Source organism: Acinetobacter sp. FDAARGOS_515, assembly GCF_003938865.1.
Taxonomy (GTDB): Bacteria; Pseudomonadota; Gammaproteobacteria; order Pseudomonadales; family Moraxellaceae; genus Acinetobacter; species Acinetobacter ursingii.
This window is the reverse complement of record NZ_RKIX01000001.1, coordinates 1-13,434: the sequence shown is the minus strand read 5'-3', so window position 1 is coordinate 13,434 and position 13,434 is coordinate 1. Positions and strand designations below refer to the sequence as shown.

The window sequence follows — 13,434 nt, the reverse complement described above, 5'->3', positions numbered from 1 at the left end:
AGGTTTGTGCAACAAAGCCATTCAGAATTGAAATAGAAAAATTTAAAAATAAATAACTTGGAAATAGATTTTATGATAAAATTCAATCAGCTATATTAATTTCTACACTTATGTCTGCACTACAAAAAATTAATGAAGATATGATAGTGAATCTTCCTAAGGGTGATTTACACGTTCATTTAAATGGAGCTATTCCAACAAATTTAGTTAAGGAATTATTAGCAAAAAATACAAATGGAATTCCCTCAAATTTTGATATTAATAAAGATTTAAATATTCTCGAACCACAAAAAAATCTGCAAGATTATTTAAAACCATGGAAAGTCTTAAATTTAATACCTAGATCGCAGAGTGATTTAAATAAAATAGTATTACAAACATTTTTTAGTTTAAAACGGCTTTGTTGTATAAACATTCTTCAAGATACTGATTTTTAAGGATTTGTTTAAATTTTAATCCAAAAATAAATTAAACAAAATCATAGTCTTAGATATTTATGCAACAAAGCCAGAAGGATCTAACTCTATGACCAATTGTTGTGTAATTAATATGTTCTGAATTGCTTAGCCGTATAAGATTACTTTCAAGTTTTTTATTATTTTCTAAGTAAACAATGAAATTATCAATTTCACATTGAATGATCTCAAAATTATAGGATGTCGAATAGAACGACTCACAAAAGGACGTGGCAAACTTTTCAAACCAAAATTCATACCAAAATTTTATTGCGATTAAATCTGCATGCTGCGTAGAGATACTTTGAAATCTAAGAAATTTCATGGTGTACAGCATAGGGTACATACATGGACAGAATGAATCTAAATCAAATAAAAGAATAATTTGATTTTCGTTTGAGACTTTCTTTTCTAAATGAATTGTTTTTAAAGCAAACATAGTAAAGTTTATGAATTATTCTTAAGGTCAACATATCATATTTTATGATTGAAATAGAAATTAGTTAAGTTATTGAATCTTAGTTCAAGAAAGAAAAATATGAAGTTATTGTTAGGTGTATCGGAATTGTCATAATTATAATTCTCAAAGGAGTAGAAAAGGCACTACCCCACAATTTTTTTCTCTCAAAATGTCATTCACTGTCATTTTTTAGTGGCAAGTACCAGGTGCAATTCTTTTTACGGTGTATTACACCGTAGATGTTTTGAGTGAGCTTAGCTGGCACCGTAAAAGTTTTGATCGACAAAATATCCAAAGTCAACTGGACTGTTAATCCATTTGCTAAACAAAACGTGAAACAGCAAATTATTGTAGTCTATATATTTTTCATAATTGTTCACGATACCTAAGTTCAGCAAGTTTTTTTCAAACTCAATGCGTTCAATGGGTTCTGATTTCACAAATGCATGGATGGATGCTTTGATTACATGATAATTATAACTTTCTGATGGACATTGACGTTCACATGAAATAATTCCAGCTTCAATGAACAAATTAATATTACGCTGCCAAGAACGTCCGTGAATGTGGTAATTCAGGCAGTCACCAAGTTTTTGCAGATCTGACAATTTAAAGGATTTGTTTTGGCAAACTGCAAAATATGTAAAGGTAAAATAACGATATGAAATATCTTTTTTTAATATCTTAAACTTAGGATTGTCATAAAAGTTAACATTAGCATTCGTTCTATATATTTTAAGGAACAGCTCACCATACTTACTTAATCTATAATATTTAGATGAGCGACAAGTAGAACGCCCTAGATCCTCTATCATCCCCAATTGGACCCAATTTTTAATAAGACGCTGAATAGAACGAACGAGCCATTTAGACTTATAACCCTCTAATTCATCTATATAGGTGCCTTTCAGGAAGTGAACACTCAATGGTCGTGGGTGATGTTCTACAAACTGAGTGAACAGTCGATGTATAAATTTTATATCCAAAATTGTATTTAGAGCTCTCATGATAAGTACTTTAAAACCATCTTAAAACCATCTTAAAACCATTTTAACAAAACCTTTTAAACCTTTTAATTTTTTTTAAATTAAATATACTTAAAACCATAATAATAGCTTAAAGGGTTTTAATTGTGCTAAAGCTAAAATGTATATCGATATTAGCAATGTCAATCATTACACAATCTATCTTTGCTGAAAATTCAGTAGTACTTGATGTTGGCCATTCACCAAAACAAGCTGGATCTACTGCAGCTAACGGCTATCCTGAATACACTTACAACCTTAGCATGGTCAATTCTATTGAATACTTTCTTAAATCGCGTCATGTCCAAGTGCTCAGATCTTCAGTGAATGAAGATAAAGTCTCACTGGTTCAACGTGCGACCAGATACCCTAATGCTAATCTTTTTATTTCGGTGCACCACGACTCAATACCTACTGAGCTGACCAAGTACAAGAATCAACTCAAAGGTTTTTCAATTTTTGTATCAAAGAAAAATCCAGAATACGGAAAAAGTTTGAAATGCGCCAATCTCATTGGCCAGAACCTAAAATCAATTGGTGAAAGCCCTTCTACTTACCATGGCATTAATATACCAGGTGAAAACAAAAAGCTTTTGACCTCAAATGGCGTATATCAATATGACAATCTAGTGGTCCTGAAGAAATCACAAAAGCCGGCGGTTTTAATTGAGATCGGCGTGATTGCCAATCCTGAAGAAGCAAATCGCTTATCTAATCAGAAAGTAATCTGGAAAATATCTGAAAATATTGCTCAGTCGATACAGCAATGTTTAAACCAATAAGGTGCATGCTGCAGTAATCAATATGCACCCCTCTAGAATTAGAATCTTATGCCGACCGTTTCACCATCATCATTGACCGCACCAGCATCATAAGTGTTATGCCATACGCCATTAATCATGACCAAGTGTGGCGCCCAAAATGACACTGTTTGAATATTATGCAAAACATCATCTGGCGTATCGAAACTAGAAGCACCTATATAGCGGAAGAACATCAAGTTTTCGCCTAGTTCTTCAATATACATTTCAGGATCAAAGTCATCCAAAAACTCTTTATCTTCACGTATCACTTCGTTTAACTCAGTTTCAACGAGTTTGAGTAAAGCGGTAGGCGTAGGTAAACCATCATAAGCCCATTCAGACTCTTTACCTTCAAGTTCCATCCCATCTTTAATATCAAATGCAGCGACATATCCAGTAAAGTAATTTTCAGCTTGCGAGAAGTTATTCGGCATGTCTTGATAGTATCTATCAAGTACGGTCTTAATCTTTGCCAAGGTTGCATCAATCGTACTTTGAATTGCACTTTCAGCACGTTCTTGAGCTGTACCTCTTTGCTTAGCTTGCCCCATGTGTACCCCCTGATTATTCACATTTTGACTAGTATTTTATTTCTAAAGCCTATTGTTTCAGCACTTTAAACCGATTCAGTATATACCAAAGGTTTGCTATTTATATTTCATATATACGATAAGTCTCAAATACTACAAATGGCTTGGTAGCTAAGTGATATAACATGTTTTTGTGCTTCAGGCTTTACAATGCTTTTCTCAGATTATCTAGACCAACATGCCGTTATTCTTGCGCTATGTTTGGCAATCTGCATATCTTCAGTTGTGGTTTATACAAAGTATAGAACTCTACGCGCCGTTTATCTTACTGGTGCATCCCTATTCACTTTAACCGCCACAATATTTCTATCGATCGGATTTTATTTAACTACATTGGATGTATCTGCTTCAGATAGAAAGGAGATCCAAAGCATTATTTCTCAAGTGAGCCAAGACAAAAATATCGCTTCAGCAATTGAACTCAATCAAAGAAATAACTATGAATTATTGGTTGCAGTATCTCAAAAGAAAAACCTTACCTACTCAGATCTAGGCAGTATTCAATATGGCCAAGTACGTGACACAGTAAATTTGACGAAATATTCTCAATACAAAACTTTGGTGAATGCTGAGTACTAATATTTATTGTTGTTTGCGTTGTTCAAGAACACTGATTTATGCACTACTCGTTGTTCTTCCTCATATCGTATCACTTCATGAGCCACGCAATATAGAGATATATTTCTTAGACATTGTTTCCATAAAAGTTCTGGATAGAGTTTTGTATAGGTCAGGAATGTTCTTTTCCCAAAACAACAATATTTCACCCTTCGTTTTGCATAATTTAAAATCATCGGTATTGGTGAGATCCTCTACCTGTTGAATCATCACTTCCCTTTCTTTTTCTTTGGCTTGTTTTTCTAAAACTTTTTGTTCCTTGATTTTGTCTTGTTCAGACAAAAAGTTCCTACTTTTCTCGCGTTTTTCACTGTCAGTAATGAACTTAACCAAGTGGAATAAATGTTCCATCCATTCATCCGTATGGGTTAAGCCAAGGATGCAACCATTTAGATTAAAGCCAACATTAACCAGGCCTATATCTGATGATGTTTTATTTCTGATATTCAAAATGACATCTTCATCCAGTTCATTTTCTGCAATGAATTCGTCTATATAGTGTTGGTACTCTGGAGATAGAAAACCGTCAAAGGTATATCGAACAACGGTGGTGTATCAAAAAGTATGCTAAAAAAAAGCAGGTTGAATTTTGATAAAATAGAGAAATGCAAATAACTCTAGAAATCAAATGTCCAACCTGCCTCAGTGACAGTATAAAGAAAAATGGCATCAAAGTAGATGGGAAACAAAACTACCAATGCAAAGACTGCAAACGTCAGTTTATTGGTGACCATGCTCTGAGCTATCTAGGATGTAATTCTGGCATTACTCGTAAAATATTACAGTTAATGGTCAGAGGCAGCGGTATACGAGATATCGCTGAAGTTGAGCGCATTAGTATCGGTAAAGTCTTACGGACTTTAACTGAATCGGCCTATCAAATTCAGCCTAAACAAAGTCATTATGAATCTCTCGAAGTAGATGAATTCTGGACTTTTGTTGGAAATAAAAATAATAAACAATGGCTTATTTACGCCTACCATCGAGAAACAGGTGAGATTGTTGCTTATGTTTGGGGTAAGAGAGATTTAGCTACAGTCCAAAGGTTGAAGACAAAGCTTAAACAATTAGGTATTCACTACACCCGAATTGCAAGTGATCATTGGGACAGTTTCATCACTGCTTTTAAAAACTGCAAGCAAAGTATTGGTAAGTTGTTTACTGTAGGAATTGAAGGTAATAATTGCAAAATAAGGCATCGAATAAGGCGTGGTTTTAGAAGAAGTTGCAATTTCTCCAAAAAGCTTGAAAACCATTTTAAAGCCTTCGACTTAACCTTCTTTTACATCAATAATGGCTTCATTTAATGTCAGCATACTTTTTAAAACACCACCACTTTTTGTTCCAGAAAAAGCTTACAAAAGATGCTTCACACTTTGATAAGAAAATAATTGAAAAATTACCATTCGGAGAAATACCATGGAAAAACCGTTACTTTTCATCACCCCTGGCTACGGAGAAACTTTGCTGAACGCATTGCATTATTCTCAGGCACTAAAAATTGGCAATTGTGTCGAAACATCTGGTCAGGGTGGCTGGAATGATGATTTAAAGATACCAAACTCTCTTGAGGAAGAGATCGCCCAGGCATTTATTAACGTGGAGCGCACTCTTGCGACTGCAGGCGCCAGCTGGGAACAGGTTGTTCATGTTAACTCCTATCATGTTGGCGGTTTCCCCCCAATAGTGAACAAGACAATGACCAGCCTGTATCGCCATTATATGCCTCACCGGGCTCCAATATGGACACAGTTGGGAGTTGAGTCTTTAGGGCTGCCGGAGATGCGTATCGAAATACGGGTCACAGCCATCATTCCATAAGGTGACTATAAAGCTACTTTATCGGTTGACCGTTTAGTGATCAGCAGCATTAGCTTTAGATAGCCAGGTTGATAAAGCTTAGTCAACAATAACATTCAAAGCCTCCGGACAGAAACCTGCCATGGAGTCATAGAACAAACGAAGGAGGCCAAAGCAATTCAATTAACAGTATCAGCAAGGACAGGAAAAGCCAAAAGCTTATAAACACAGCTAAAACTCAAATCAAGCAGGTAACTATTGTACAAAACAACACCAATGCTACAGGGATAACTTCAAGTCTGACAGATCTATGCTAGAGTTAAATCAACGGCTTAATTCATTTTTCCATGCAGGATCTTTGAAAAATGCAGCAGAAAAACGGAGAAGCATATGACCATTAGTTTAGCTCCAACAGCTATTGCAGAAACCACACTAAAAGATCCTGCTGAAGCAGATCAGAACCTGCGGGATATCACTGAACTGGCGCGTTATATCTGCGATGTGCCGGTGGCTATAGTGACGCGAATCGATGACACAAAGCTGAATTTAATTGCCAAAGTTGGTATTTCAGGTACCTCTGTATTAATTAAAGAGTCCTTTTGCGTGTATGCCATGGAAACACCTGATGCGGTAATGGTGGTCCCTGACGCGACTTTAGATCCCAGATTCAGTACTAATGCGATGGTGGTTACTGAGCCTGGCTTCCGATTTTATGCTGGCTCGCCGCTGATTGATCCCGAAGGTGTAGTGATAGGTACAATTTGTGTCTATGATCATGTGCCTAAGCAGCTGAATCAGCGGCAGATAAGCTCTTTACAGGCTCTGTCCAGGCAAGTGATCGCCATACTTGAACTGAAAAAAGTCGGCGAACAACTACACAAAACCAGCATGACAGATGCATTGACAGGGGTAAACAACAGACGAGCATTTGACCTCAGGTTTGAAGCTGAATTTGCTCGCAGGCAAAGAACAGGCCAGTCATTTGTGTTGGCGCTGATTGATATTGATCACTTTAAAAGTTTTAACGACAGCTATGGACATGCCGAAGGTGATCAGGCACTGAGCCTGGTAGCAGGTCTGTTTCAGCGCAACAGCAGGAACTATGACTTTTTCGCCCGTTATGGTGGTGAAGAGTTTGTGCTGATCTTGCCAGGCACAGACATCGTGTCGGCCAATAAAACACTGGAAAAATTAAGGCTGGTAGTGGCTAACCATGAATGGCCATTACGACAATTAACGGTCAGCATCGGTTTGGCCAGCGCTGATTTATTTAACGACAAAAAGCAGTTGCTCGAAGCCGCCGATCAGATGTTATACAAAGCTAAAGCCCAAGGCCGCAATCAAACCAGTGTGTTCTGTTAATTTGAGGGGGATCACCTAACAACTGGTAGATAAGCTGGTCTCATATGGGCAATAATTAGTCCGTTTAAATACATCGGTAAAATGCCACTTGCACAGCTTCTTTGTACACTGTGGGACTCTATTTAAAGTTGGCCGGCACATTGATTGCGTAGCGAAAATAGAGTGCTTTAGCCAGCACAATTTCAGATTAGCCGATTCGGTAAGCTTTCTGCATTTGCGGAGACAACTTTTTTAACCAGTTTGAAAGACTGAAGCCTTTTCTGTCGGTACTATTCAATTTAGTAAAATACAGATGTTCATCCCAGCGAGGACCGAAATCTACTTCAGCAAGACTTACAAGCTGTTTGTTTCTGCGAAGACGATGCTTTTGATGGTAATCTTCGGCTGGCCAAAAATAACCATTTTGTTGTCCGGCTTCAATCACCTCGGGAGACTTATCCTTTCCAATCGCTTGGATCAGTTCTTCAGTGACTTGTTTTTGCTCCTGATCAAAGACAAAAAGTATCTGGCGATACTGACCCTGCTTTCTGACATGAACAAACCATGACTCAAAACCTCCAAGAAGTTCTCTATAGCTAATTTGGTCTTTATCGTAGATCACTCTGACGACTTCGGCGTGTCCCTTGATGTTGCGGTAACTCGGATCCAGAGTTGATGCTCCAGCGTAGCCAACACGTGTTTGCACTACTCCCGGCGTCCCTCCAAAATTTGAATCCGGTCCCCAAAAGCAGCCCGTGCCAAAAACCGTTTGACTAAGTTTTCCGGTTTTCAATGCTTCTTCGATAGCTTCAGGGGTTGCAAATTCATAGCTTTCAACACCGTCTTCTTTATTCATTTTTAGATCCGACATATTTTTCTCCTAACTTTCAAGAATTGTAGCCACTCCCATTCCTCCCGCCGTGCAAACGACGATAAGGCCACGTTTTCCAGGACCAGCTGAGTGCAGTATCTTTGCTAAAACTCCGACGATCTTAGCGCCAGTAGCCGCAAACGGATGCCCAAGGGCAATGCTACTTCCACGGACATTTAGCTTCGAGCGGTCAATTTTTCCGAGAGGCTCTGATCGTCCCAAACGTGTTTTGCAGTATTCAGCAGACTCCCACGCCTTCATCGTGCAGAGCACTTGTCCAGCGAACGCCTCGTGAATTTCGTAAAAATCAAAATCCTGAAGCTTTAAGCCGTTTCGCTTCAATAATTCACTGACCGCCACAGTTGGAGCCATGAGCAAACCTTCGCCAGCGACGTAATCCACGGCAGAAGTATGAGAATCCACAATCTTGGCCAACAGCGGCCAATTATTCTTTTTAGCCTCTTCTTCGGAAGCCAAAAGAACGGTGGATGAGCCATCTGTGAGCGAGCTTGAATTTCCCGCCGTCAAAGTCCCTTTTTCTGATTTATCAAAAACAGGTTTTAACTTCGACAATTTTTCCAAAGTTGTATCAGCACGCAAAATTCCATCGGTCTTATTTCCTTGGAATGGAAAGACGAGATCATCATAAAACCCATCTTTATATGCTTGAGCTGCATTTCTGTGACTTGCCAGCGCTAACTCATCTTGCTCTTGGCGAGAAATATTCCACTCTTTAACCATGAGTTCGCAATGCTCACCCATTGATTTTCCGGTGCGTGGCTCAACCACTGCGGGCAACACTGGCTTTAGATCGCTAGGTTTAATTCCTAAAATGATTTTTACTTTCTCACCAAGCGTTCTGGCAGAATTCAACGCAATCAATTTTCTTGCGAAAGTTCGACTAACCATAATGGGCAAATCGCTGTTGCTATCAACACCGCCCGCAATGCCACTTTCAATTTGGTGGCTAGAAATTTTGTGAGCAATCTGAATCGTATTTTCCAAGCTCGTTCCGCAAGCACGTTGCACGTTATATGCCGGAGTGTTTGGATGCAAACCGGAGGATTGAACGACTTCACGAGCCAAATTCCAGTTAGCCGAGCTGTGCATGACAGCTCCTAAGGCTACATCGCCCACAGTTTTTCCTTCCAAGTTATATCTATCAACTAAACTCTTTAGGCTCGCCGTCATTAGTTCTTCACTTGAGACGTCTCGATATGCGGTCATAGATTTCATAAATGGAATCCGAGCTCCACCTACGATATAAACGTTTCTCGTTTTCATAATTTCACCTCCGGCTTTGTGTGCCGTTCAAAAACTTCTCCGACCTTCACGTCGTACGATTCAAAAATGTAGTCTTTGCCAAGCATCTTGGCTTTTTTGTGTTCGGGATGCTTATCCCAAGCATCGAAAGCTTCTCTGGTAAGGAACTCGACAATTAGAACATCTTCACCGTTAGGAGAAGAAAACCGCTCATGGCTTCCGTAACCAGGAATGGCTTCGACAAGCGCGGACATCTCGGCGTATCTTCTTTCAAACTCCCCACCGTGCTCCTTGGCAACACGACTGCGGAAAACTGCTATAATCATTGATCTGACTCCTTACTAAGCTAATTACAATCCTCAAAAAAAAGATCTCGTTAATTTATCGAAGCTTCCAACCACTTGTCAAGGTCCTTGAACTTGGGGTTTCTCAGCTTCTTTGTCCCAACCAGTATTGTCGGGAAATTTAACTTTCCAGTAGTATAAAGGGATCGCAGTTCATCAGCTGCCGCGTCGTCTTCGTGAACATCTAAAAAATCAAACTCGATTCCTTTTTCTTTCAAGTACGACTGGTAAATCTTGGTTTTATGGCAGTCTTTATGACCGAACAGCTTGATCAACACACAACGGCTTCTTTTTCCAAAAGGTTCACTTTCATAAAACTCCTCAATTTAAAAATTATTCTACAAACTTCAATGACTCAGAGTTAATGCAGAATCGGACCCCTGATGGCTCAGGGCCATCTGGAAAAACGTGCCCCAGATGGGCTTCGCACACATTGCATAACACTTCGATTCTGCGCCCGTACGTCGTATCCAGTTCATATTGAATTACGTTGTCGGCGACAGGCTCAGAAAAACTCGGCCATCCCGTTCCCGAATCGAACTTTAGGTTCGAGTCAAAGAGTTCGGTGTCGCAGCCAACACAGGCGTATCTACCTGCTTCATAAAATGAACAGAGTCCTCCCGTGTGCGGGCGTTCGGTGCCTTTCATTCGCATAACCCGAAATTGCGCGGGCGTCAGAATTTCTTTCCACTCTTCCTCGCTCCTTTCAACTTTTCTGGGAGGTGCTGGAGTGCCGTTATCGAGGTAGCTGTAAATGCTTTTCCAATTGAACATATATTTGATCCTTTATTTTAGGGCTTGCTCTTTAGCCATCAATCCACGAGAAGAAGTCTGTAGCACTGCCAATGAATTCTCCATCCACAAAAACTTGCGGAACAGTTTGAAGATTTGTTCTTTCCTTCAACTCCAAGTAAGTCTTCGGATCGTCGTCTACGCGAATTTGTTTGAAATCAACCTTTTCAGAAGTTAGGTAATTCTTTACGCGTGCGCAAAATGGACAATGGTCTTTCGTATAGATGACAACATTCTTAAGTGTTTTCATAATTTCCTCTTTCATTTGGTTTATGGTTTAGTCTCTTTCAAAATGGCAAGAGTATCCGTTGGGATTCCTTTGCAAATAGTTTTGATGATATGCCTCAGCGTCGTAGAATTCTTTTTCCAAGGCGACGGTCGTAACTACTTCATTCTCGAAGCGACCGATCTCATTGACCTCCTCAATCACGTTTTCGATAATCGCTTTCTGGGCATCGTCACGATAGAACGCAGCAGAGCGATACGAAGATCCAACATCATTCCCTTGGCGATTCTTCGTAGTTGGATCATGGATCTTGAAAAAGTAATGTAGAATCTCTTCGAGAGATATTTCGTCTGGGTCGTATTCCACGCGAACAGCTTCGGCGTGACCCGTTTTCCCTGTTTTAATATCGGCGTAGGTAGGATCATCAAAATCTCCGCCAGAGTAGCCCACCTTTGTTGACGTCACGCCGTCCAGATTCCTAAGGAGGTCTTCAAGACCCCAAAAACACCCTCCGGCAACGATCACATAATTTAGTTTCATAAAGCCTCCTTGGTTTTTATCTATTTACTGATTAAACTGACTTTACAGCATGTATAATAGATATAACATGCCCAGTAGTTCGTATAATGTGACTTATTAGACAGTTTGCGTAGGAGCTAAGTATGGATGTTCTCAGTGAGATTTTAGATAAGGTAGAGCTTACTAGTAGCTACTGGTATAGAACATCATTTGCAGGAGACTGGGGCATCAGTCTCCCGCAGGAAGAGAATCTAGCGAGATTTCACATCGTGACCCATGGCGAGTTTTGGTACGAGGTGCCAAAACTTAAACTTAAGGCTTTGGCGGAGCAAGGCGATATTTTGATTTTATTCAAAGGGATGGAGCACACCATGACCAGTGCACCAAAAATCAAGGCCGAGCCCGCGGTCGAATTTAGATCCAAGGCCAACCTCACTGAAACTCAAGTTCTGGAATATGGTGATCAGAGCAAGCTCAAAGCAAACGTCGTTTGCGGACATTTTTGTTTTGATGGCGGACCCGATCATCCATTCTTAAATTCGCTGCCAAACGTCGTGCATATCAAGAGTACTGAGAACTCCCACTCGCCTTGGCTTACCATGCTTTTAAGTATTATAGAGCAGGAAGCAAAATCAGGGCTTCCTGGAAGCAACACGCTAGTCAGGAAGCTGACCGAAATTATCTTCGTGCAAGCGTTAAGAATTCACATGTACAAATCCAACAAAAATGTAGGATTTTTCAAATTGATCGAAAATCCGCAACTCAGCAAATCCTTGGAAGCTATCCATCATAGTCTCGATAAAAAATGGGGTCTTGACGATCTCGCTGAGATTGCTGGAATGTCGCGTACGAACTACAGCGTTAAGTTTAAGAAACTGTCTGGCATGACACCTCTTGATTATTTAACCTATTGTCGGCTTGAAAAAGCGAAGCAGCTGCTTAAAGAAACCGGTAAATCTGTTCCTGAAGTGAGTGAAGCCATTGGGTATCCGGCACATGAACACTTTCAAAAATTATTTAAGAAAAAAATTGGCGTAACTCCTAGTGCTTATAGAAAGGAAAATTCTAAAATGGCGTAAAAATGATAATCTAAGACACAACTTCGACTTTCATCGCTGAGAGTTTATAAATCGTCTCCCACCACCGGTATCCATAAGCAGATAAACCGAGTTCTTGAAGCATTCCTGCTTTCAATGTCGTCGACGTGATCACGATTCGAGTTCAGATAACTACTCTGTTGATGAATACTCTCAGTTAATTGCTGCTCACCAGATTCCAACACAGCACCAGCGAGCTCGGCACATACGGAAGCAAAACCATAAAGCGCTTGATTATCACGGGTAAAATGCAGTGGCATCGTCTGGCCTTTTACATGGAGGGACCATTCCAAAACTCTATGTTTACCTTTTATTCGGCTACTGACAAATACCGTTTTACTGGTGCCGCTGGCGCCAATGACTAAAAAGCTGGTGATAGCCAGCCCTATCAGCGACCATAACTCAGGTCTCCCACTGAGTAACAGTGGGTTAGGCAAATGACTCCTCAAAACGAGTTCAGTACCAAGCGTCAACGCTGTTTTATAGACTGCTTGTTCTAATAATGGCGTTGCATCAACCAGTGACGCTTCAGCCTCACAGCTATAAGGTTCAGCGACAGCTGTAGCTCTCAACCATTCTGTTTCATGGGCAATTGCCAACAAATTTGACCAAATTCGAACCAGTGCCGCGATATGAATGGAGTTTTCATGAGCTAAGACAGTTTGATTAAGCTGTAGCTCAAGCTCCTGATGCCAATATTGGTACTGGCTAGTCAACAGTACAAATAACTCGGATTGAAGTAACTTATTAGTCGCTACCGGTTTTATCCTATTGGATATCTCATTGAAAAGTTGGATAAATTTTAAGTCTGCTTGTTGCTCACGCTTGAGCTGCTCTTGTTGTTGCTGCAGCAATTGCAAATCATATTCAATAGCCTGCTTAAAGAGTGTGAGTAAGGAACAGTGTTGTGATGCCCGGTCTGCGCTTGCCCGGTCCAACATACACAAAGTACCGAAAGTTTCTCCGCTAGGCCAAAGCAAAGGCAGCCCGTAGTAATAACTAAAGCCTGCGGCAAATGTCGGGTTATTGTTCTCGTATCGGGTACCGATTGCATTTTCAACTAGCAATGGCTGGTGACTGGCAATGACTTGGGAACAATAACTGTTTAGTGCCAATGGAATAGGTTCATCGCAATAAAAAGCTGGTTTCGACACACTGCCAACTGCCTGAACACAAATTTCGTTTTTATCTAATCGATTAATCAGCACGCAAGGCACTTCCGCGACTTGA

18 protein-coding genes and 1 pseudogene are annotated in these 13,434 nt (G+C 39.9%); 7 read left to right on the top strand and 12 right to left on the bottom strand.

Features of this window, described 5'->3' with window-relative positions:
• Window positions 1-110: 110 nt before the first annotated feature.
• Complete coding sequence (locus EGS47_RS00100) at window positions 111-437, top strand: hypothetical protein (protein WP_005028412.1); 327 nt, start codon at window positions 111-113, stop codon at window positions 435-437.
• A gap of 73 nt (window positions 438-510) precedes the next feature.
• Here EGS47_RS00100 and EGS47_RS18820 read toward each other — a convergent pair.
• Window positions 511-894: pseudogene (locus EGS47_RS18820) on the bottom strand (site-specific integrase); the annotation flags it as partial.
• Window positions 895-1,169: 275 nt separating this feature from the next.
• Window positions 1,170-1,922, bottom strand: coding sequence for a hypothetical protein (locus EGS47_RS00090; RefSeq protein WP_005006271.1), 753 nt, complete (start codon window positions 1,920-1,922; stop codon window positions 1,170-1,172).
• Window positions 1,923-2,080: 158 nt separating this feature from the next.
• On the opposite strand from EGS47_RS00090, the gene EGS47_RS00085 reads away from it, so the two are divergent.
• The gene (locus EGS47_RS00085; protein WP_005028445.1) at window positions 2,081-2,722 is read left to right on the top strand and encodes an N-acetylmuramoyl-L-alanine amidase family protein; all 642 of its coding nucleotides are present in this window, start codon (window positions 2,081-2,083) and stop codon (window positions 2,720-2,722) included.
• 38 nt (window positions 2,723-2,760) lie between these two features.
• On the opposite strand, the gene EGS47_RS00080 is transcribed toward EGS47_RS00085, so the two are convergent.
• Window positions 2,761-3,294 (bottom strand): hypothetical protein, encoded by a 534-nt coding sequence (locus EGS47_RS00080; RefSeq protein WP_005006266.1) that lies wholly within the window; start codon window positions 3,292-3,294, stop codon window positions 2,761-2,763.
• Window positions 3,295-3,483: 189 nt separating this feature from the next.
• Between EGS47_RS00080 and EGS47_RS00075 the strand changes: the two genes are divergently transcribed.
• Window positions 3,484-3,912 carry a hypothetical protein gene (locus EGS47_RS00075; RefSeq protein ID WP_005006263.1) on the top strand — a complete coding sequence of 143 codons (429 nt, stop codon included), beginning with the start codon at window positions 3,484-3,486 and terminating at the stop codon, window positions 3,910-3,912.
• 75 nt (window positions 3,913-3,987) lie between these two features.
• Here the strand turns inward: EGS47_RS00075 and EGS47_RS18545 are convergent, their stop codons facing one another.
• The gene (locus tag EGS47_RS18545; protein ID WP_010591495.1) at window positions 3,988-4,401 is read right to left on the bottom strand and encodes a hypothetical protein; all 414 of its coding nucleotides are present in this window, start codon (window positions 4,399-4,401) and stop codon (window positions 3,988-3,990) included.
• A gap of 155 nt (window positions 4,402-4,556) precedes the next feature.
• Here EGS47_RS18545 and EGS47_RS00060 point away from each other — a divergent pair, with 155 nt between their 5' ends.
• The 3 genes from EGS47_RS00060 (at window position 4,557) to EGS47_RS00050 (ending at window position 7,113) form a co-directional block, all read left to right on the top strand.
• The gene (locus EGS47_RS00060; RefSeq protein WP_005005861.1) at window positions 4,557-5,258 is read left to right on the top strand and encodes an IS1 family transposase; all 702 of its coding nucleotides are present in this window, start codon (window positions 4,557-4,559) and stop codon (window positions 5,256-5,258) included.
• A 112-nt stretch (window positions 5,259-5,370) separates the two neighbouring features.
• Entirely contained in the window at window positions 5,371-5,772 is a 402-nt protein-coding gene (locus EGS47_RS00055; RefSeq protein ID WP_005028450.1) for a RidA family protein, read from the top strand.
• Between the two features lie 369 nt (window positions 5,773-6,141).
• Window positions 6,142-7,113, top strand: coding sequence for a sensor domain-containing diguanylate cyclase (locus tag EGS47_RS00050; protein ID WP_005028453.1), 972 nt, complete (start codon window positions 6,142-6,144; stop codon window positions 7,111-7,113).
• Between the two features lie 187 nt (window positions 7,114-7,300).
• Here EGS47_RS00050 and EGS47_RS00045 read toward each other — a convergent pair whose 3' ends face one another.
• From EGS47_RS00045 to msrA, 7 genes are read right to left on the bottom strand one after another with little or no spacing between them, the layout of a single operon-like run.
• Entirely contained in the window at window positions 7,301-7,963 is a 663-nt protein-coding gene (locus tag EGS47_RS00045) for a peptide-methionine (S)-S-oxide reductase MsrA (RefSeq protein ID WP_032056447.1), read from the bottom strand.
• A gap of 9 nt (window positions 7,964-7,972) precedes the next feature.
• Window positions 7,973-9,247: an acetyl-CoA C-acetyltransferase gene (locus EGS47_RS00040; RefSeq protein ID WP_000857678.1), complete on the bottom strand. Its 1,275-nt coding sequence runs from the start codon at window positions 9,245-9,247 to the stop codon at window positions 7,973-7,975.
• Window positions 9,244-9,552, bottom strand: coding sequence for an antibiotic biosynthesis monooxygenase family protein (locus EGS47_RS00035; protein ID WP_002122973.1), 309 nt, complete (start codon window positions 9,550-9,552; stop codon window positions 9,244-9,246). Before EGS47_RS00035 ends, EGS47_RS00040 begins: the two co-directional genes overlap by 4 nt.
• Before the next feature lie 50 nt (window positions 9,553-9,602).
• Window positions 9,603-9,848 (bottom strand): glutaredoxin family protein, encoded by a 246-nt coding sequence (locus EGS47_RS00030; protein WP_032056445.1) that lies wholly within the window; start codon window positions 9,846-9,848, stop codon window positions 9,603-9,605.
• A gap of 55 nt (window positions 9,849-9,903) precedes the next feature.
• A complete protein-coding gene (gene msrB / locus EGS47_RS00025; RefSeq protein WP_005006253.1) occupies window positions 9,904-10,344 on the bottom strand; it encodes a peptide-methionine (R)-S-oxide reductase MsrB in 441 nt (146 codons plus the stop codon).
• 31 nt (window positions 10,345-10,375) lie between these two features.
• Window positions 10,376-10,612, bottom strand: coding sequence for a glutaredoxin (locus tag EGS47_RS00020; RefSeq protein ID WP_005006251.1), 237 nt, complete (start codon window positions 10,610-10,612; stop codon window positions 10,376-10,378).
• Window positions 10,613-10,639: 27 nt separating this feature from the next.
• A complete protein-coding gene (gene msrA, locus EGS47_RS00015) occupies window positions 10,640-11,128 on the bottom strand; it encodes a peptide-methionine (S)-S-oxide reductase MsrA (protein WP_005006250.1) in 489 nt (162 codons plus the stop codon).
• A gap of 122 nt (window positions 11,129-11,250) precedes the next feature.
• Here msrA and EGS47_RS00010 point away from each other — a divergent pair, with 122 nt between their 5' ends.
• Window positions 11,251-12,186: an AraC family transcriptional regulator gene (locus EGS47_RS00010; protein WP_005006248.1), complete on the top strand. Its 936-nt coding sequence runs from the start codon at window positions 11,251-11,253 to the stop codon at window positions 12,184-12,186.
• 44 nt (window positions 12,187-12,230) lie between these two features.
• Here EGS47_RS00010 and EGS47_RS00005 read toward each other — a convergent pair.
• A partial coding sequence (locus tag EGS47_RS00005; RefSeq protein ID WP_125269053.1) for a hypothetical protein occupies window positions 12,231-13,434 on the bottom strand: 1,204 nt, incomplete at its 5' end.